Origin of the sequence: Selenomonas sp. oral taxon 149 str. 67H29BP (genome assembly GCF_000146365.1) — a bacterium.
In the GTDB taxonomy this organism is placed as follows: domain Bacteria; phylum Bacillota; class Negativicutes; order Selenomonadales; family Selenomonadaceae; genus Centipeda; species Centipeda felix.
This window is the reverse complement of record NZ_GL397087.1, coordinates 688,154-707,783: the sequence shown is the minus strand read 5'-3', so window position 1 is coordinate 707,783 and position 19,630 is coordinate 688,154. Positions and strand designations below refer to the sequence as shown.

Sequence of the window (19,630 nt, the reverse complement as noted above, 5' to 3'; positions counted from 1 at the left end):
ATAGGAGTCTTAATGCTTGTCGGAGTGATTGCCGTGCTGACACTCGCATCGCTCGGTGCCGTGTTCTTCATCGTTCCGCCCGCGGAAGGGCTGGGGAACTATGTGCGCATCGCATTCTTTCACATTCCAACGGCATGGGTCGCCGTCGTCGCATTCTTCGGTGCTGCCTACTGGGGCGCACGTTATCTGAAGACGAGGGAGCTGCACTATGACGCAAAGAGCGCCCGCTCTGCCATCCTCGGTCTGATCTTCACCCTCATGGCGACGGTGAGCGGGGCTGTCTTCTCTAAGCTGACATGGGGCTCCTACTGGAACTGGGATCCCCGGCAGACGACGATCTTCGTCCTCCTGCTGATCTACGCCGCATACGTGACACTGCGCATGACGATGCGGGACGAACGCGCCCGCGCCTCCTCCTCTGCCGTGTATGCGCTCTTCTCCTTTATCGCTGTTCCTTTTCTGGTCTTTATCCTGCCGCGAATGTTCTTCTCTCTCCATCCATCACCCATTCTCAATGAGACAGGACGCATCGACATGGATGCAGTGATGTTCGGGACACTCGTGCTCGCATTGATTGATGTGACACTGATCTACATTTGGCTGATGAAACGGGGGAAACCCAATGCGTAAATATTTTTTCCTCATTCTGATTCTGGGATTTATCGGCTATGCCGGCTACTTCTTTGCCGACTCGGTCACGCCGTACGTCAGTGTAGCAGATGCGCGCGCCGCACAGCGCAATGTGCAAGTCAAGGGCGTCCCCGACGGCACGGTTGCCCCGCGCATGGAAGATGGACATTTTGTCTTTTCCATCGCCGATGAGGATACAGGAGAGACAATGCTCGTACGGTACAAAGGAGCAAAGCCGGATACGTTCGACGACGCATATCACGTTGTCGCCATTGGGAAATATACGGGCGATGCCTTTGCCGCGGATAAGCTGCTCATCAAATGCCCGTCCAAATATGAGGAAGAAAAAGGAAAGGCTCGTGTATGATCGGTACGGTACTGTTGGGTTTTGTTCTTCTCTTTGCACTCAGTGCAGTGTTCTTTGATGCCAAGGACAGTGATCGCGGCAGCCGCATCTCTGCCATCCTCGCAGGACTTACTGCCATCGGTGCATCCGCCGTTCTCTTTGCCATCATCCTGTCCAATGATTTCAGCTACTCGTATGTGGCAAGCTACTCCTCCATCGATCTGCCGCTGGTCTACAAGATCTCGGCATTCTGGGCAGGGCAGCAGGGCTCGTTCCTCCTCTGGCTCCTCATTCACGCACTTGTTGGTACGTACATGGTCTGCACCAACCGTCTGACAGGGACGGGGCGGATCATCTATCATCTCCTGACGGCGATGCTCGTCATTCTCGTATTCATCAAGAGTCCCTTTGCTCCCGCCGAGCATATTATGCCCGACGGGTACGGGATGAACCCGCTGCTGCAGGACCCGTGGATGGCAGTGCATCCGCCGATCATCTTTATCGGGTATGCACTCCTCGCCGTTCCCTTTGTTTACTCGCTTGAGAGTATGATGCGCAGCCCCGCAGACGGGAACTTTCTCGCACCGATGCGCCGCTGGACGCTCATCGCGTGGTCGTTTCTCGGCGCAGGCATCTTTATCGGCGGCTACTGGGCATACAAGGTGCTCGGCTGGGGCGGTTACTGGGGCTGGGATCCCGTGGAGAACTCCTCGCTCGTACCGTGGCTGCTCTCCTGTATCCTGCTCCATCTGATTGCCGTCGCACGTACGCGGCGCGGCGCGTTCTATCTCGTCCATCTCGCTGCGGTATTCTCCTACGCGTTCGTCCTCTATGGGACGTTCCTGACGCGCAGCGGTATTCTCGGAGACTTCTCCGTACACTCCTTTGCGGGGTCGGACATCGGCTTTTACATCGCCCTTGCGAATGGCATCATCCTGCTCTTTGGACTCATCGTCCTTGTGCGTCAGATGGATCGTCTTCCGCAGGGAGCAATCTACAGCGAACACCGCAGCCGCAGCTTCCTCATCCTGCTCGGCATGCTGCTCCTCGTATTCATCACGGTTCTCGTGTTCTTCGGTATGTCGATGCCGCTGATCTCGGGGCTCATGGGCGAGAGTGCGGCGGTGGATACGAGCTACTACGTGCGGACGACCCTGCCAATTGCCATCGTGCTTGCCCTCTTGATGGGGCTCGGCACGCTCATGTCGTGGAGCGGAACGATGGGGAAGCGTCCCTACTGGATCTTCGCACTTACCGTGCTAGGCGGCGTTGCAGCGGGGGCGGTCGGCGTCACGGATATCCCCTCCATCCTTCTCGCGTCCTTCGCGCTCTTTGCTGCAGCTGCGGCTGCTGAGACCTATCGTCGGCATCAGATCGGTGTCGGCGGACTGCTTGCCCACGTCGGCACAGGCATAGCACTCCTTGCCTTTATCCTTTCGGGCAGCGGCAGTCAGACGACATCCGTCGATCTGACGCCGGATGTTCCGCAGGAGGTCTACGGACACACAGTGGTCTATCGCGGACAGGACTTTGCCGACAGCGGCAAGGAAAAGTCCTATCGCTACGAGGTGGACGGAACGCCTGCTGAAGCAGTCACGAAACTGCGCGGGAGCGGCGAGGATGCGGCACGTGAGCCCGCGATTGCCAGAAGTCTTGCGGGGGATCTCTACATCGCTCCGACGCCGACGACGGCGGAGCATGATGAGATGATCCTGCGGCGCGGCAGGACGGTTATGGGCATCAACGACTATGCCTACCGCTATGAGGGCGTATCCTTTGAACCGCAGGGCGGCGGAAAGACTCTCGTCACAGCAAAGATCGCGCTGACGGACGGGGAAGCGGTGGATACGGCCGAACCAACGATACTTGCCACCGATACGGGAGGGACATCCCGCCCGGTCGATGTGATGGATGGCAAATTCCGCATACGCCTTACAGGCGTATCTGCGGATGAGCGTGATATACGTCTGGAGATTCTGCCCTCCTTGGCGGAGGAGATGGCGATGCCGGTGACGGCTTCCATCAGTACGAAGCCCGGTATATCGCTCCTGTGGCTCGCCTGTGTGCTCGTGACAATCGGCGGTCTCGTCGCGGCACGGCAGACGGTAAGTCCGGCCAAAGGGGGTGACGCGGAAGATCCGCTCGGTAAGAAATCATAGAAGGGAGGAAGGACACATGAATTTGAAGGAGTTCGTGCAGCAGAACACACTCCGCTGCGTCATCGGCGCATTTGTTCTTGGCATCATCGTCGTTGCGGGCGGTATGGTCATGGACAAGGCGTCGGCATCACCGAAATTCTGCGGAACCTGTCACGCCATGAAGCACGAAGCGGCGACACATGCCATGTCGACCCATGCGGACGTTGCCTGTGTGGAGTGCCATCTGCCGCATGAGAATGTCGCCATTTACTATATGGAAAAAGGGCAGACCGGGATGCACGATACGCTGCATCAGGTGCTGAACGACTACCCCGTGCACATCAAGATCTCGGATCATGGGCGGGATATCGTCAACAGCAACTGCCTGCGCTGTCACAGCTCGACAATGGGCAATGTATGCGTGGATAAGGGCAAGGACGGAAGTGCGACCTGCACGAAGTGTCACAGCCGGATTCCACATGGTTCCAATCCTTTAGAAGGGGGGATAAGAGTTGAGTAACAGAAAGAAAATCATTGCGGGTGTTGCCGGCGTCTGTGCCCTGTTCTTTGGATTCGTTGCCGTTCGTATCGGTGCGCAGCCGAATGACGACAGCGTAAAGCTGGTCGCCATCCAAGGCGGAACGGAAGCCAAGATCGGCAAAGAGGCGTATAAGGATGCCTATCCGCTCCAGTACAATTCCTTCATGAAAAACAATGAGGAAACCCCGTCGCCCACGGGCTACGGCGGCAGCATGGAGGGCAACAGTCATCTGGAGCACCAGCCCGAGATGCTCGAGAACTTCAAGGGCTACAAATTTGCCCTTCAGTATGACGATGACCGCGGGCATACGTATGCGGGCTACGATCTCCTGCATACGAAGAGGCTTCCGGGACAGAAGGGGAGTTGTCTACAGTGCAAGGGTTCGTATGTTTATGATGTGTACTTCAAAGAAGGTGGATGGGCGTATGCATCGAAGCCGTTTGATGAAGTTGCGGCTCCCATCACCGACGATGAGTGGTTTGGCTGCTCCACCTGCCACGATCCCGATACGATGCAGCTGCGCGTCTATCAGCAGGGCTTCGTCGAGGCAATGGCACGCCGTGGTGTTGACGTCAATGCCGCATCACATAATGATATGCGCGCCTATGTCTGTGCGCAGTGCCATACGGAGTACTACTTCACCGCTGAGGACGGACGTGTGAACCACCCGTACGACAACGGCCTTGATGCCGAGTCCGAGTACAAGTTCTATCAGACCGGACAGGCAGGCGGATTCAAGGGTGACTGGATGCATCCCGACTCCAAGACGATGATGCTCAAGGCGCAGCATCCGGAATTCGAGACGTGGGCGACGAGCGTTCATGCCGACGCCGGTGTTACCTGCGTGGACTGCCACATGCCCTATATGCGTGACGGAGGCAAGAAGTACACATCGCACTGGATGTCGAGTCCGCTGAAGTACACGAAGGAAGCATGTCTGAAGTGTCATGATGAGAGCGAGGAGACCCTCGTCGCCCGCGTCAAGACCATCCATGACAATACCTTTAAGGTTCAGCGCATCGCGGGACAGTCGGTCGCAAAGGCACATCTCGCGGTCAAGGCTGCGATGGATGCGGGCGTGCCCGACGCATCGCTTGAGGATGCACGTGCGAAGCTCCGCGAAGCACAGTGGTATTGGGATTGGGTCGCTGCCGAGAACGGCATGGGTTTCCACAACCCCGATAAGATCATGCGCACCCTCGGGCTCTCGATTGACCTGGCACATCAGGCAGTCGAGTCCGCACAGGCTGCACAGTATGGAATCAAGCCAATCTGATCGAAATAGACAGAGCGGAAAAAAGAATCGCCTCACACCGAGGCGATTCTTTTTTGATGGATCGATCAGAGCATGCCGCTCATCCAGATCAAACGAAGTCCGAGTCCGAACATGGCGAGCGCAAGGAGAACGAGGATGACCTTGGATTTTGTCTTTTTCGAGAGGGCGGCTCCGATCTGTGCACCGATGGCAGCACCGATGGAGATGCAGATGGCGGGCGTCCAGATGACATGACCGAGCCAGACATGGCTGATGACGCCGAAAGTCGCCGAGCAGGCGAGGACGAAATGCGAGGTCGCTGTTGCGACGTGGACGGGGAAGCCAAGCAGGTAGACCATGAGGGGAACGTGAATCACGCCGCCGCCGATGCCGAAGATGCTCGAGATAAATCCAACACCTGCGCTTGCTCCAACGCCCAGAGAACGGTTGAAGGTGAAGTCTGCGGGCAGGGTGTGCACATCCGCGTGCTTCTTATTCATGGCGTTCCAGTACATCATAAGAGCCATGAGCAGGAGGAACGAGCCATAGGATATGTAGAGCATCGGACCTGTGAAGTCGTCGACGATGTATGAGCCGAGAAACGCGCCGGGCAGTGTCGCAAGAGCAAAAGGGACTGCTGCGGCGAAGTAGACGCGTTTTTGACGGATGTAGGCAAATGTCCCCGAGAGCGCATTGGCGCAGACGATGACGAGCGATGTGCCCGTGATCTGAGCCGCCGTGTGAAAGTATGGATAGATTCCACCGTCCGACAGAAAGAAGATGAAGATCGGCACGCAGATCAGTCCGCCGCCGATGCCGACCAGCGTGCCGAACGTGCCCACGAAGAGCCCCAGCAGAAGGAATAGAAGAATATCAAGTCCCATAGAAACCCCTCCCCTATAAGTAGAAACACATACACAGTGTATTCTTGATTATAGCACATCGAAAGGATTAGACAAGAGAAGAGAGTTATGATATGATAATTGCCAAGAAGCCGATAATTCTTTGGGACTGATTTTAAGGGGCTTCTTTATCATTGTACGGAAGGAGGGCAGACATGGGGGGGGGCCGGTGCACACCGGCATATCATGTATTTATTTTAGGAAGAAGTGACAAGCAATGGTTACATTTCTTGGCGCGCTCGCAACGCTTATCGTTGGATACCTCGTCTATGGAGCGATCGTCGATCGGGCATTCGGGCGTACGGGGGAGGTAGCGCCTGCGATTCGTTTGGAGGACGGTGTGGACTATATCCCGCTGCCGACGTGGAAGGTGTTCCTCATCCAGCTCCTCAATATTGCAGGACTTGGTCCAATTTTCGGTGCGCTTGCAGGAGCGCTCTGGGGACCCAGCGTCTACCTCTGGATCGTCTTCGGTACGATCTTTGCGGGCGGTGTGCATGACTATCTTTCGGGCATGATTTCGTTCCGTGAGGACGGCAAGAGCCTTTCGGAGATTGTCGGTAAGAATCTGGGGCATATCATGCTTCAGATCATGCGTATCTTTTCGATTGTCCTCCTTGTTCTCGTCGGTGTTGTATTCATGACGGGACCCGCGATGCTGCTTTCCAAGCTGACGGGGCAGGCGGTGCTCTTCTGGCTCGCGGTCGTCTTCATCTATTATACGCTGGCAACCCTGCTCCCGATTGACAAGATCATCGCTCGGTTCTACCCACTTTTTGGCATTTGCCTTATCGTCATGGCACTCGGCATCATGGGCGGAATGCTCTTCGGAGTCGGCGGACATACGATGCCCGAGATGACGCTGGAGAACCTGCATCCGAAGCACCTCCCGATTTGGCCGCTGCTCTTCATCACCGTTGCCTGCGGTGCGGTTTCGGGATTCCACGCGACGCAGTCGCCGATTATGTCACGGTGTCTGAAGGACGAGCGAATGGGACGCCCCGTGTTTTACGGTGCAATGGTCGCTGAGGGCATCATCGCGCTCTGCTGGGCGGCGGCAGGTGCGACGTTCTACGATGGTACACCGGGACTTGGCGCGGCACTCAAGGAGGCCGGCCCCGGCGGCGTTGTCTACGAGGTCTGCAACGGCTTCATGGGGGCAATCGGTGTCGGCGGAGTCAGCATCGGTGCTATTCTCGCGATGTTGGGTGTTATCGCCTGCCCGATCACCTCGGGCGATACGGCCTTTCGTTCGGCGCGTCTGACGCTTGCCGACTGGATGGATATTCCACAGAAGAAAGCGTCGAAGCGTCTGATGATCGCTGTTCCGATGCTCGCCATCGGCTTGATTCTTTCGCAGATGGACTTCTCCATCATCTGGCGTTACTTCTCGTGGGCAAACCAGACACTCGCGATGATTATGCTTTGGACGGGCACGGCATACCTCTACCTCAATAAACCGGGCTCATATGCATACGTGATTGCACTCGTGCCTGCGATCTTTATGTCGGCGGTGACGACAACATACCTCCTGCAGGCACCGGAGGGGTTTGGTCTGCCGACGAACATTACCTATCCGGCGGGCATCGGCTTCGCTATACTCTTTACGGCACTCTTCGTGCGTGCGTTCATTCTGCGCAAAAGAACGGCCTGACATGAACGATACCGCTGCATACGGCTTTTGAAGAAAAACCGCGTGGCAGCGGTTTTTTCTTGCAAATGGATGAAAAACTATGGTAAAATAGTCATAGGAGTATTTACTCATAACGGATAAGGGAGGCATATTTACATGGCAAAGAGCACGGAGAAAGAGCCGAAGCTCGAAAAGCAGGCAGAGAAGCTGATTGAGAAGAAGGAAGCTGCTGCCGCAGAGGGTGCGACAAAGGCGGAAAAGTTCCAAGCATTCCTCAAGGAGAATGACATCAATTTCTTTGAGTCGCAGGCACTTTCCGATGAGTTCCACACGACGATCTTCCGCTCGCGCATCGAGGCGAAGGGGCAGACCTTGCCGATGGCGATCTTCATCGACGACAGCATCTTTACGATCATCCGCACGCAGGTTGCGACGGGCATCAACGAGAAGAACATCGACAGCATCAAGAGCCACCTCAATATGCTCAACGCGGAGTACAAGATGTTCAAGTATTATCTCCGCGAAGATGGCGATATCTATCTCGATGTCTGTATCCCGTTTGTCGATGAGACCTTCGACAGCCGCATGATTCAGACGCTCCTGCCGATTCTTGTGCAGCAGCTCGAGACCGTGTATGAGGATCTCATGGCAGTGGTCTGGGCGAAAAAATAAATCTCAGCCATGCTGACGCGGTACCTTTCTCGCATTTCGGCGGTATTGTGATTCTGAGCGACAATATGAAGGCTGCCGGTCTGGCAGTCTTTTTTTTTGTGCCCGTGTTGATTTCCCGTCAAAATCCAAGTACAATGATCAAGAGAATAATTTTCTGACGGGGGGATGGCGTGAACATAAAACAGATGATCGGCGGACGGCAGTTCTGGTCGCTGCTTGCTGTCCTTGCCATTCTTCTCGGCGTCCTGCTCATTATTGGACATCCGAAGGAAACGCCTGCGCCCTCACCTCCGCCGCCCCCCGAGGACGATGTGAAGGTGACCGTGCTCAACTACCACATGATCAACTCGCGGTTCCTCTCTCTTGCGGTTGAGCCATCGGATTTTGACTGGCAGATGAAGTATCTCATCGATCATGGCTATCACACGATCAGCCCCGATGAGCTCTACGACTATCTGGCAGGCACGGGGTCTCTGCCCGAGCGTCCTGTGCTCATCACGTTTGACGATGGCTACGTCGATAACTATACCAATGCGTTTCCCATTCTGAAAAAGTATCACCTCAAGGCGACGGTCTTTGTCGTCACGGGTTTCCTGAGCAAGCGCAAGGGCTATCTCACATGGGATCAGGTGCGTGAGATGGAAAAGAGCGGCGTCACGATTGAGTCGCATACGGTGACACACGCGGCTTTGCCGGAGCTGTCAGATGATCGTATTCGTGCGGAGCTTGTGGAGTCCAAGCGGCAGGCGGAGAGCGAATTGGGACATCCCGTCGAGTTCATCGCCTATCCGACGGGCGCCCACGATCTGCATATCGCAGAGCTTGCGAAGGAGGCAGGATACAAGGCAGGCTTTACGGTCAAGTACAGCAATGTGGACCGCAACAGCAATGTATTCGCCCTTGAGCGCGTGCCGATCTTCCGCACGGGTGCGACAAACGAGGATTTTGTCGACCGCCTGCACTATACCTCAAATCTCACGCAGTACGGCTGGGTGCGAAATTGAATGAGAAATAAATAGCCTATTGCACGAAACAATAAACTTCGTACCATAGGCTATTTTTGTGATTCTTTTGCTGCTTAGGGGGAAGGGGCGCTGCGAAGCGATAGGGAGACGTGCAGCAGTTCATTTTCTCACGCGTTCCTGCACGAATCGGATGAACGCATCCGTTTCCTCCTGATCGCGGAGTTTTGCCATATACATCTGATTGCCCATCTGTGGCCACATGACCTCGGGCAGACGCTCGCACATGACGATGCTGTCCGCGTAGCGGCTGAGGATTTCCTCGTGTGTGTGTACGTAGCGGTGGAAATCACGCCGTCCCGCGTAGGCACAGCAGCAGTGTACGCCGCAGTCGGGGAGGAGGCGGCGGTTTGCCGTAATCATGTCTGCCCAGATTTCATAGACATCGGTGGAGTGTGCGAAATTCGTCATATCCGTCGTGTAGCCGCCCGCCGGGCGCATATTGACTTCGAGCCCGACGTAGTCGCCGACGGCGCCGAGCCCTGCTTTTGCCTCGGTCAGGCGGAAGAACTCAAAGTGGACGAAGCGGCTGTGTACGCGGAACGCCTTCAGTGCGGCGCGTCCCATCCGCTTTACCGTGTCTGGGACAGAGGGTACCGTATAGTAGGAGAGGTCGAGCTGATAGAGAACGATGTCCATGACGGTCGGCGGCCAGACGGTCATGGACTCGAAGATCGGGTTCGCATCCGCATCGACGATGGCGTCGTAGGAGCAGATATCGCCTGCGACAAATTCCTCGATGACATAGGGGACGTCGGGCTTTGACGCGAAGAAATGCCGCAGCTCGTCATACGTGTCGATGCGGTAAGCGCCCGTCGCATCTGCACCGATATCCGGCTTGACGATGACGGGGTATCCGACAGTATCGAGAAACTCCTCGGCGGCAGAAAGGGTGGTCACACGAACGAGGCGTGCCGTTGGGATGCCCGCTTTTTGGTAGTATGCCTTCATGGCGGACTTGCTCTTGATGTGCTCCATGTCTGCACTCTGCCAGCCCGTGCGGATGTTGAAGTCCGTGCGCAGACGGGCGTCATTCATGAGCCAGTGCTCATTGTTGGACTCGAGCCAGTCAATGCGTCCGTACTTGAACGTGAAGAAGCCGACGGCGCGCAGCATCTGGTCATAGTCGTCGAGTGCGGGGACAAAGTAGTACTCGGTCAGTGCCTCGCGCATCTCGCGCGTGAGCTGGTCGTAGGGTGTATCGCCGATGCCGAGAACGTTTACCCCCTTTTTCTTCAAGCGGTCACAGAAGTTCCAGTAGACGTGTGGGAACTGCGGAGATACAAAGATGAAATTCATATCATTGCCCTCGTCCAATCACTGAAAAAATTATCATATGATAAGTATAGGCTATCGAATCTTTGACTTTTTGTCAAGTATATATTAGAAAAAGATAAAAAGTTATCATGATAAATGAAGGTCACTATCTGTTCGGCACGCGAAAGAGGAAGAAGAGAACGTGCGCCGTCCATACAACGCCGATGGCGATGCGTGCGTGCAGGTGATCGGTGAGAAGAAAGGAGATCCCCATGAGGGTGGTGACGGGGAGCATGATGCGGAGTTTTTCCATCGGCGTCATGCCGCGCCGCCCTTGGCGCATGAGAAGGAGTGTTGTGCGGTAGATGCGCGTCGTAGGCAGCCAGTTCTCGAGGCGGCGGGAGCTGCGCGCGAAGCAGTACGCAGCGAGCAGTATGAAAGGAACGGTCGGGAGAATGGGGAGAAAGGCCCCGAGAATGCCGAGTCCAAAGCTGAGAAATCCGAGAATGGAGAAAAAGATTTTTTTCAGGATCATGGTGTAGTATCCCTATCAATGAAATGAATTCTCATGAGCAAGAGGATATCATGTGCGCGAGAAAAAGACAACGCAATATTTTGTGGTTTCTTCAATTTGTGCTATAATAAAAAATGTTTTTTTAGCGTATATGCTGGGATGCATGCGCTGGCATTGGAGAGGAATGAGACGAACCGCATGATTCGAATGAAAAATGTCTCGAAGGTATATGAGAATGGTGCTGTGGCACTGGACCATGTGAACATTGAGATTGTCAAGGGGGAGTTTGTCTTTGTCGTCGGGGTGAGCGGTGCGGGGAAATCCACGTTCATCAAGATGCTGTTTCGTGAGGAGCTGCCGACGGAGGGGGAGCTCTTCGTCAACGGGCACGATGTCGTGCACATGGATATGACTGACGTACCGTATCTGCGGCGCGGTCTGGGGGTCATCTTTCAGGACTACCGCCTTTTGTCGGATAAGACGGTCTATGAGAATGTGGCCTTCGCCATGCGTGTTATCGAGGCGCCGCGCCAGATGATCCAGCGGCGCGTCAACGCTGTGCTCGACGTGGTCGGACTGCGTGACAAGTATCGCGATTTCCCCTCACAGCTCTCGGGCGGTGAGCAGCAGCGCGTGGCGATTGCCCGCGCTATCGTCAACGATCCTGCAATCCTCATTGCCGATGAGCCAACAGGAAATCTTGACCCGGAGACGAGTTGGGATATTATGGATATTTTCAAGCGCATCAATGCGGCAGGGACGACGATTGTCATGGCAACGCACGATAAGAACATTGTCGATACGATGCAGCGCCGTGTTGTCGCCATTGAGGACGGCAAGATCGTGCGCGATGAGCAGCGCGGGGGGTACGGATATGAAAATTAGGACGGCGGAGTACTATGTGCAGGAGGTTCTGCGCTCCCTGCGCCGCAACAACTGGATGACGTTTGCGGCGGTCGGTACGGTCGCTGTCTCTCTTTTTATCCTAGGCGTATTCCTCATCCTTGCCCTCAATATGAACCGTGCGGCGTCGATGCTCGAGTCGCAGGTGCAGATCAGCGTCTATCTAAAGGACGATCTGAGCGAGGACGCAGAGCAGGATGTCGGTGCCAAGATCAAGGCGCTCCAGGGCATCGAGTCCGTGAAGTACGTCGGACGTGACGAGGCAAAGGAGCGTCTCTCCGAGCGGCTGGGAGAGCAGAAGTATCTGCTCGATGCGCTCGGTGACAAGAACCCGCTGCCGAATGCCTACGAGGTGACTGTGCGTCAGCCGGATATGGTAGAGACGGCGGCAAAGCAGATTGAGCGCATGGGTGGCGTCGAGTCCGCGAAATACGGGCAGGATGTGGTGGAGCATCTCTTTGATATCACGCGTCTGGTGCGTCTCTTCGGCGTTCTCCTGATCCTCCTGCTCGGCGGTGCGACGATCTTTATCATCGCGAATACGATCCGTCTGACGGTCTTTGCGCGGCGGCGCGAAATCGCCATCATGAAGTATGTCGGTGCGACGGATGAGTTCATCCGCTGGCCGTTCGTATTGGAGGGCATTGTGCTTGGCTTCATTGGCGGTGTGATTTCCGCTCTTGTCCTGCGCAGTTTCTACGCAGGCGTCGTCAACAAGGTATACGATACACTGGCGTTCTTCCCGCTCATTCCGCAGTCGCCGTTTATGACGTATGTGGGGATTGTGATCGTCCTGCTCGGCATGGCGATCGGCGCGGCAGGTGCGTGGGTGTCGCTGAAGCGTTTCCTGAAGGTGTAAGCGATGAATGCAGTGACAAAACGTATCCTCTGTGCCTCTCTTGCTGTCTCCGTCCTTACGGCGGGGCAGGGGTGGGCGGCGAGCCTCGAGGAGGAGCGCGACAGCTACGATGCACAGGCAGAGGATCTGGGACGCCAGAGCGATGAGCTGGCGGGAAAGATCAACTCGCTCTCGGAGCAGAAGCGAATTTTGGATGAGGAAGCAAATGCGGCAATCGCGACGCATAAAGAACGTCGTGCGGAGCTGAACAAGACGCTTGAACGCCTTGAGGAGAACGAGGAGAAACTCGCTGTCACAGAACGCGAGTATGACCGCAAGAGTGCGGCACTTGGGAAGCGTGTCCGCGATATCTACATCAACGGGCAGATTTCCTATATCGATGTGCTGTTCGGGGCAAAGGACTTCTCCGATTTCCTCACGCGCATGGATCTTCTGAAGCGTGTCATCAAGCAGGATTATGATCTCGTTCATGCCGTGCTTGCCGACCGCGATGCGATGCGTGCGCTCAAGGAGGAGCTGGAGAAGGATCGGGCGGCACAGGAGCCGCTCGAGAAGGAGGCGCGCGAGGCACGTCTCGCGATGGAGGAGAAGGTCGAGAAGCAGCGTGCAATCATCGAGCAGATGAAGTACGATAAAGCGACCATCGAGCGCAAGCAGGACGAGGCACGCGCGGCGTCAGAACGCATCACGCGGATGCTGCAGCGCAGCGGTCTGCGTAACCTTCCCGTGCAGGGATCAGGGGCGATGATCTGGCCGCTGGGCGGACCGATTACGTCGGACTTTGGCTGGCGTGTTCATCCGATCACGGGTGCACAGCGCTTCCACAGCGGCATCGACATCGGCGGCGACTACGGCGATGCAATCTGTGCGGCACAGGCGGGAACAGTGGAATATGCGGGCTGGATCTCGGGCTATGGCAACGCCGTCATCATCAATCACGGCGGCGGCATATCAACGCTGTATGGACATTGTCAGTCACTGAATGTCAGTGTGGGTGAGAGCGTTTTACAGGGCGATGTGATCGCCTACTGCGGGTCTACAGGCAACTCGACGGGACCGCACTGCCACTTTGAGGTGCGTGAAAACGGCGAGCCGGTCAATCCGCTGTCGTATTTGTAAGCGGGCGGAGCGCCGCTCATCAATGAATTGAAGAGGATATGAGCAAAAAAAAGATTGTCTTGACCGCCATGATCTCGGTTTTGTGCGGCAGTATGTTGACGGTGCTTGCGGCGGGGGTATTCCTGCGCTCGATGGGCATCTACGGCGATGATGTTATCCGCCTGTTCGGCGTGATGAAGTTCATCCAGTCGCGTTACGTGGATGCGCCTGACACCAGTACACTCGTGGATGGTGCAATCGATGGAATGGTCGCCTCTCTCGGCGATCCGCATTCGGTCTATATGCCGCCCGAGATGTTTCGCACGCTGCGTCAGCAGACGGAGGGCTCGTTTGGCGGGATCGGCGTGACGATGGGTTTTAAGGATGGGACGGTAAAGATCATCTCCGTGCTTGACGGGACGCCCGGTGAGGCCGCGGGACTGCGTGCGGGCGATGAGATCCTCGCCGTGGACGGTGTGCCGACGAGTGAGCTGCCGAACGAGGAGGTCGCGCTCCGTATCCGCGGTGAGGTTGGGACGCAGGTGACACTGCGCATCCTGCATGACGGCGCAAAGCAGGATGTGACGATCACGCGCAATGTGATACAGGTACACTCCGTGCGCGGTGTGATGCTCGACGGGACGACGATTGGCTACATCCGCATCGCTTCATTTGCCGAGCACACGGGCGATGAGTTCGCTGCAGAGATGACGCGTCTTGGTGAGGCGGGCATGACCTCGCTCATCATCGATCTGCGTGAGAATCCGGGCGGATTGATTACGAGCTGTGTTGCCGTCGCCGAGCAGATTGTTCCGGCGGGGCCGATTGTCTCCGTCATTAACCGTGACGGAGATACAGAGGTTTATCGCTCGCATCTCGAGGCGCGCAAGTATCCAATTGTCGTACTCATCGATGAGAACAGTGCGAGCGCGTCGGAGATTCTGGCGGGGGCACTGCAGGATACGGGCGCGGCGGTCATCATCGGCACGACTTCCTATGGGAAAGGGTCAGTGCAGGCGGTGATGCCGCTCTTCCACGACGATGGGCTGAAACTGACGATTGCCAAATACATTACACCGAACGGCCGCTCCATCGACGGCACGGGCATTACGCCGGATATCGTCGTTGAGCGTTCGCCGCAGGACACGACGGATGTCCAGTTCGAGGCGGCAAAGAAATATCTGGAGGAGCATCCGAGCTTTTAATGAAGCACAAATAAATTCATCGTTATCATCTTGACGTATTTTTGCCCGCACTTCGGCGACAAAGCTACGTCAATTCGATAGAGTTCATTTTATCTGTGGTTCCTTAAGAAAAAACTAACCGTATGCTAAGCAGAATATAGCGCCCTTGCTGTAGCATGGGCGCATTCTTATCAGGATGAAAAGGGATTCTATACGTTGAGGTGGTTATGATGAAGAACAGGCGGCAGCACACTCTTGCCGCGCTTCTCGTGGGCGCAGTGCTGACATTTCCGCTGTCTGCAGATGCGATGCGGCTCAGCCTCGAAGATGCGATTGATACAGCACTTTCGGCGAATACAGGGCTGCGCATCACGCGTGAGGGAGAGCGCTCTGCCGATGCCGCCCTGCGTCAGGCGCGCGGGAAGAACAGCATTTCGGTTGGAGCGAGTGATAGTCTGCGTACGTCGAAGGCGAGCGATGCGAGTGAGCAGGTGAGCAACGGGATCAGCCTCTCGGCGAGTCTGCCGCTTTACAGCGGCGGAGCAAATGAGACGCGGATTCGTTCGGGGGAGATCGGTGCACATGCGGCGCGCCTGACAACGGAGCGTGCGCGTGAGGAGCTGAAATACGAGGTGATTGCCGCCTACTGGAACGCGGCAGAGGCGGAAAAAAAGATCGAGGTCCAACGCGACAGCGTGGACAAGTACGACGCCCATCTGAGGAATGTCAATGCACTCTACGAAGCAGGAGCACAGGCAAAAATCGACGTGATTCGCTCCTCGGTGGAGCTGTCAAATGCACGGCAGGAGCTCATCCGTGCTGAGAGCAGCTACGAGGTGAATCTCGCGGCCCTGCGCAATCTGCTGAACATTGACCGCGCAGAACCGCTGCAGCTGACGACAGAGGTCACCTATGAGCCGTTTGGCACGGCACTGACGGACTGCATTTCCTACGCACAGCGCACGCGGCTGGATCTCGCGGCACAGCGTGAGACGCTGCAGCAGCGCGAGCTGGCGGTGGATATCGCGCGTGCGGGGAAGAAACCGACGGTAAATCTGACCCTCGGTACGGGACTGACAAGTCAGTTTCGCCCGCACAGCGATACATCCTCCGATGTGTCTGCCTCGGTCGGTGTGAACTGGAATATCTTTGACAGCGGTGTGACGCGCAGTGCCATTGAGGCGGCGGAGGCGGAGCGTGACATTGCCCTCTTGAATGTCAAGAAAACAGAGGAGAGCATCGATCTGAATCTGCGGCAGGCGTATCTCAATATGCGAGAGGCGGAGCAGCGCTTTACCTCGACGGGGGATGCCGTGCGTCAGGCAGAGGAGGATTACCGTATCGCCTCGGAACGCTATCGTGCGGGCGAGGGCATACTCCTTGATATTCTCGATGCGCAGACTGCGCTCACGACAGCGCGGCAAAATGCCCTCAGTGCACGATACGACTATGCACGCTATCGTGCACAGGTGGAGAGCCTGATGGGGAAGGAGCTCACAGCAGAGGAGCACAAAGCGGCAGAGGGACTGCCTGCTGTGACGGATGAGGAGCGTACGGCGGCACAGGCGGCTTACGCTGAGGGAACGGATACGGCAGCGAGGGGAGCACAGCCATGAGGAAACGAACGATCATCGGCATCGGTGCTTTGACAATGGCGTTGATTGCCGGCGGCAGTTACTGGTATTACACGCAGAGTGCAGCACAGGAAGCGGCGAAGGCGGTCTCGACCGTCGATGCCGCACGCATGAACATCAAGTCCACCGTCGAGGCGACAGGAACGATCCGCCCTGTGGACTCCGTTGAGGTCAGCTCGAAGATCACGGCGCGCATCAGTTCCGTGCTCGTCAAGGAGAACGATACCGTGACGGCGGGGCAGATCGTCGCCACCCTCGACGGCAAAGACTACGAGGCAAAGCGTGATCAGGCACAGTACCGCGTAACGAATACGCGTGCGAAGTACAACCGCATGAGCTATCTGGAGAGCATCGGCGCAAAGTCGAAATCCGATCTTGAGGATGCAGAGTATAACTACGATACGGCGCAGTCCACACTCGAGGAGGCGAACTCCGACGCGAATGAGACGATCATCACCGCACCGATCTCGGGCGTGGTTGTCGGCGAACCGAAGAATGCAGGGACGATGGCGGTGCAGGGCTCGGATAATCCGACGGTCATCATGCGCATTGCAGACCTCTCAAAGAAGCAGATCAAGGCGAAGGTGGATGAGACGGACATCGGAAGCATCCGCATCGGACAGTCTGCGACATTCAGTGTGGATGCCTTTACGGATAAGACATTTACGGCACGCGTCTCCAAGATCTCGCAGACGGATGTGACAAACAGTTGGGATACGAGCTCATCGAGTTCTTCCTCTGCATCATCGAATGCGAGCGTCATCTACTACTATGTCACGCTCGACGTGGATGATCCGGACAACCTGCTCCTCCCGGCGATGACGGCGCGCGTCGTCATCGACACGGCAGATAAGGATAACGCTCTCGTCGTGCCGCTCTCTGCGCTTAAGACGGACACGGCAGGTGCGTATGTGTTCGTGCTGAACGACGATGGGACACAGGAACAGCGCTATGTCGAAACCGGAATTTACAGCGATGAATACGTTGAGATCCTGTCGGGGCTGAGCGAGGGCGAGCACGTCGTGAACAGTTATACGGCGAAGAAGTCGACGGGCGGCAGCCAAGATCACGGCGGACCTCCGCCGATGTGATCGGAGGTCATGATGCAGAGCAAAGAGACAAGCACGATTCGCCTGCGCGGTATCCGTAAGGTCTACCGTATCGGCGGTGAGATGCTGGCCGCACTGGACGGCATCGACCTCGATATCCGGCGCGGGGAATTCGCTGCGCTTATGGGACCCTCCGGTTCAGGCAAATCTACGCTCATGAACATCCTTGGCTGTCTCGACCGCCCCTCGGAGGGGTCATATCAGCTTGACGGCGATGAGGTAGCGGGGCTTGACGACGATGCACTTGCCATGACGCGCAACAAGAAGATCGGTTTTGTCTTTCAGAACTTCAACTTGCTGCCGCGCATCTCGGCGCTCGACAATGTCGCTCTGCCGCTCGTCTATGCGGGGTGGGGGCGGCATGAGCGGGCGGAGCGCGCACAGGAGATGCTCGCCGCCGTGGGGCTTGGCGACCGCGGACAGCATCTGCCGAACGAGCTCTCGGGCGGACAGCGGCAGCGTGTCGCCATTGCCCGTGCCCTCGTCAACGATCCGCATATCATCATGGCGGATGAGCCGACGGGCAACCTCGACACGAAGTCCACGACGGAGATCATGGACATCTTTGAGCGGATGCACGAAAAGGGACACACGATCATCCTCGTCACCCATGAGCCGGAGATCGCCCTGCGCGCGAGCCGTCAGCTTCTCGTGCGTGACGGGAAGATCACGCGCGATGAGGGGAAGGGGGTCGTGATGGATGTTGTTTAAGGAATGCTTCGGCATGGCGGTGAATGCACTGCTCGCCAACAAGCTGCGCTCCCTCCTCACGATGCTCGGCATCATCATCGGCGTGGGCGCGGTCATCGCGATGGTCTCTATCGGCATGGGCGTGCGCACGAGTGTCTCGGACTCCTTCGCGAGTCTCGGGTCGAATATGCTCATCGTCATGCCGGGCTCGTCCAATCAGGGCGGTGTGCGCGGCAAGGCGGGCACGCGAAAGTCTCTGAAATACGACGATGCGAAGGCGATTCGGAGCAAGATCAAAGGCATTGACTATGTATCGCCCACCGTCTCGAGCTCCTATCAGGTCGTCAACGGCAACCTCAACTGGAATACGCAGGTGGAGGGAGTCACCCCGGAACTGATGCAGATCCGTTCGCTGAAGGTGGAGAACGGGACATTCATCACGACGAGTGATATGCAGAAACGCAGTCGTATCGCCGTGATTGGTCCGACGGTTGCGTCCAATCTCTTTGGCACGGAGAATCCTGTCGGAAAGAATATCCGCATCAACAACCAGCCGTTCAAGGTCATCGGCATTACGGCGAGCAAGGGGCAGTCCATCGGACAGGATCAGGATGATGTGATCTACATCCCCCTGACGACGGCGCAGGAGCGTATGCTCGCCATCACGCACGTGCACTCCATCAACATACAGGTCTCCTCGCCCGAGAAAATGGATGAGGTACAGGCGGAAATTGAGACACTCCTGCGTCAGCGGCATCACATCCGCATGGGCGCGGAGGACGACTTCAACGTCCGCAACATGACCAGCCTCATGGAGAGCTTTACCGAAAACACGAATATGCTGACGCTCCTCCTCGGCTCGATTGCGGGCATCTCGCTCCTCGTCGGCGGCATCGGCATCATGAACATCATGATGGTCTCCGTCACGGAGCGCACACGCGAGATCGGCATCCGCAAGGCACTTGGCGCTACCTCGTCAAACGTCCTCATGCAGTTCATGATTGAGTCCATGGTCATCGGAATCGTCGGCGGCGTAATCGGCATTACGCTCGGCATTTCTCTCTCGAAGCTCATTGGCAGCTTTGGTGAACTCAAGACCTCCATTGAGATACTGCCGATCCTCGTCTCCTTTTCCTTTGCCGTCGGGATCGGCCTCTTCTTCGGCATCTATCCCGCCCGTAAAGCTGCACGCCTCGACCCGATCGACGCCCTGCGGTATGAGTGAATCCATACAATACAAAAG

At 56.5% G+C, this 19,630-nt stretch carries 19 protein-coding genes; 16 read left to right on the top strand and 3 right to left on the bottom strand.

Annotated elements, in window-relative coordinates; all coding sequences use genetic code 11:
* Nucleotides 1-12 precede the first annotated feature (12 nt).
* Genes ccsA (HMPREF9166_RS03395) through HMPREF9166_RS03375 form a run of 5 tightly spaced genes read left to right on the top strand, consistent with a single transcriptional unit; the run spans nucleotide 13 to nucleotide 4,931 of the window.
* Nucleotides 13-630, top strand: a complete 618-nt coding sequence (gene ccsA, locus HMPREF9166_RS03395; RefSeq protein ID WP_009442663.1) for a cytochrome c biogenesis protein CcsA — start codon at nucleotides 13-15, stop codon at nucleotides 628-630.
* Nucleotides 623-997: a cytochrome c maturation protein CcmE gene (locus HMPREF9166_RS03390; protein WP_009442662.1), complete on the top strand. Its 375-nt coding sequence runs from the start codon at nucleotides 623-625 to the stop codon at nucleotides 995-997. The genes ccsA (HMPREF9166_RS03395) and HMPREF9166_RS03390 overlap by 8 nt, the downstream gene beginning before the upstream one ends.
* Nucleotides 994-3,135, top strand: a complete 2,142-nt coding sequence (gene ccsA, locus HMPREF9166_RS03385; protein WP_009442661.1) for a cytochrome c biogenesis protein CcsA — start codon at nucleotides 994-996, stop codon at nucleotides 3,133-3,135. Before HMPREF9166_RS03390 ends, ccsA (HMPREF9166_RS03385) begins: the two co-directional genes overlap by 4 nt.
* Nucleotides 3,136-3,151: 16 nt before the next feature.
* The gene (locus HMPREF9166_RS03380) at nucleotides 3,152-3,634 is read left to right on the top strand and encodes a NapC/NirT family cytochrome c (RefSeq protein ID WP_009442660.1); all 483 of its coding nucleotides are present in this window, start codon (nucleotides 3,152-3,154) and stop codon (nucleotides 3,632-3,634) included.
* Complete coding sequence (locus HMPREF9166_RS03375) at nucleotides 3,627-4,931, top strand: ammonia-forming cytochrome c nitrite reductase subunit c552 (protein WP_006691272.1); 1,305 nt, start codon at nucleotides 3,627-3,629, stop codon at nucleotides 4,929-4,931. Before HMPREF9166_RS03380 ends, HMPREF9166_RS03375 begins: the two co-directional genes overlap by 8 nt.
* Before the next feature lie 65 nt (nucleotides 4,932-4,996).
* Here the strand turns inward: HMPREF9166_RS03375 and HMPREF9166_RS03370 are convergent, their stop codons facing one another.
* On the bottom strand, nucleotides 4,997-5,794 hold the full coding sequence (locus HMPREF9166_RS03370; RefSeq protein ID WP_009442659.1) for a sulfite exporter TauE/SafE family protein: 798 nt from the start codon (nucleotides 5,792-5,794) through the stop codon (nucleotides 4,997-4,999).
* Nucleotides 5,795-6,029: 235 nt separating this feature from the next.
* On the opposite strand from HMPREF9166_RS03370, the gene HMPREF9166_RS03365 reads away from it, so the two are divergent.
* The 3 genes from HMPREF9166_RS03365 to HMPREF9166_RS03355 all read left to right on the top strand — a co-directional run bounded on the left by HMPREF9166_RS03365 (nucleotide 6,030) and on the right by HMPREF9166_RS03355 (nucleotide 9,121).
* Nucleotides 6,030-7,466, top strand: a complete 1,437-nt coding sequence (locus HMPREF9166_RS03365; RefSeq protein ID WP_009442657.1) for a carbon starvation protein A — start codon at nucleotides 6,030-6,032, stop codon at nucleotides 7,464-7,466.
* A gap of 135 nt (nucleotides 7,467-7,601) precedes the next feature.
* On the top strand, nucleotides 7,602-8,117 hold the full coding sequence (locus HMPREF9166_RS03360) for a YbjN domain-containing protein (RefSeq protein WP_009442655.1): 516 nt from the start codon (nucleotides 7,602-7,604) through the stop codon (nucleotides 8,115-8,117).
* Nucleotides 8,118-8,287: 170 nt separating this feature from the next.
* A complete protein-coding gene (locus tag HMPREF9166_RS03355) occupies nucleotides 8,288-9,121 on the top strand; it encodes a polysaccharide deacetylase family protein (RefSeq protein ID WP_039980929.1) in 834 nt (277 codons plus the stop codon).
* 120 nt (nucleotides 9,122-9,241) lie between these two features.
* Here HMPREF9166_RS03355 and HMPREF9166_RS03350 read toward each other — a convergent pair whose 3' ends face one another.
* Nucleotides 9,242-10,438, bottom strand: a complete 1,197-nt coding sequence (locus tag HMPREF9166_RS03350) for an acetyl-CoA carboxylase biotin carboxylase subunit family protein (RefSeq protein WP_039980927.1) — start codon at nucleotides 10,436-10,438, stop codon at nucleotides 9,242-9,244.
* Nucleotides 10,439-10,562: 124 nt separating this feature from the next.
* Nucleotides 10,563-10,931, bottom strand: coding sequence for a YbaN family protein (locus HMPREF9166_RS03345; protein ID WP_009442652.1), 369 nt, complete (start codon nucleotides 10,929-10,931; stop codon nucleotides 10,563-10,565).
* A 177-nt stretch (nucleotides 10,932-11,108) separates the two neighbouring features.
* Between HMPREF9166_RS03345 and ftsE the strand changes: the two genes are divergently transcribed.
* The 8 genes from ftsE (at nucleotide 11,109) to HMPREF9166_RS03305 (ending at nucleotide 19,612) form a co-directional block, all read left to right on the top strand.
* Entirely contained in the window at nucleotides 11,109-11,795 is a 687-nt protein-coding gene (gene ftsE, locus HMPREF9166_RS03340; protein WP_039980925.1) for a cell division ATP-binding protein FtsE, read from the top strand.
* The gene (gene ftsX / locus HMPREF9166_RS03335) at nucleotides 11,785-12,672 is read left to right on the top strand and encodes a permease-like cell division protein FtsX (RefSeq protein WP_009442650.1); all 888 of its coding nucleotides are present in this window, start codon (nucleotides 11,785-11,787) and stop codon (nucleotides 12,670-12,672) included. Before ftsE ends, ftsX begins: the two co-directional genes overlap by 11 nt.
* 3 nt (nucleotides 12,673-12,675) lie before the next feature.
* A complete protein-coding gene (locus tag HMPREF9166_RS03330) occupies nucleotides 12,676-13,791 on the top strand; it encodes a murein hydrolase activator EnvC (protein ID WP_009442649.1) in 1,116 nt (371 codons plus the stop codon).
* 38 nt (nucleotides 13,792-13,829) lie between these two features.
* Nucleotides 13,830-14,975, top strand: coding sequence for a S41 family peptidase (locus HMPREF9166_RS03325; protein WP_009442648.1), 1,146 nt, complete (start codon nucleotides 13,830-13,832; stop codon nucleotides 14,973-14,975).
* Between the two features lie 206 nt (nucleotides 14,976-15,181).
* The gene (locus HMPREF9166_RS03320) at nucleotides 15,182-16,570 is read left to right on the top strand and encodes a TolC family protein (RefSeq protein ID WP_009442647.1); all 1,389 of its coding nucleotides are present in this window, start codon (nucleotides 15,182-15,184) and stop codon (nucleotides 16,568-16,570) included.
* Nucleotides 16,567-17,679: an efflux RND transporter periplasmic adaptor subunit gene (locus tag HMPREF9166_RS03315; protein WP_009442646.1), complete on the top strand. Its 1,113-nt coding sequence runs from the start codon at nucleotides 16,567-16,569 to the stop codon at nucleotides 17,677-17,679. Before HMPREF9166_RS03320 ends, HMPREF9166_RS03315 begins: the two co-directional genes overlap by 4 nt.
* Before the next feature lie 12 nt (nucleotides 17,680-17,691).
* Nucleotides 17,692-18,408: an ABC transporter ATP-binding protein gene (locus tag HMPREF9166_RS03310; protein ID WP_039980923.1), complete on the top strand. Its 717-nt coding sequence runs from the start codon at nucleotides 17,692-17,694 to the stop codon at nucleotides 18,406-18,408.
* Nucleotides 18,398-19,612 carry an ABC transporter permease gene (locus tag HMPREF9166_RS03305; protein WP_009442644.1) on the top strand — a complete coding sequence of 405 codons (1,215 nt, stop codon included), beginning with the start codon at nucleotides 18,398-18,400 and terminating at the stop codon, nucleotides 19,610-19,612. The genes HMPREF9166_RS03310 and HMPREF9166_RS03305 overlap by 11 nt, the downstream gene beginning before the upstream one ends.
* Nucleotides 19,613-19,630 lie beyond the last annotated feature (18 nt).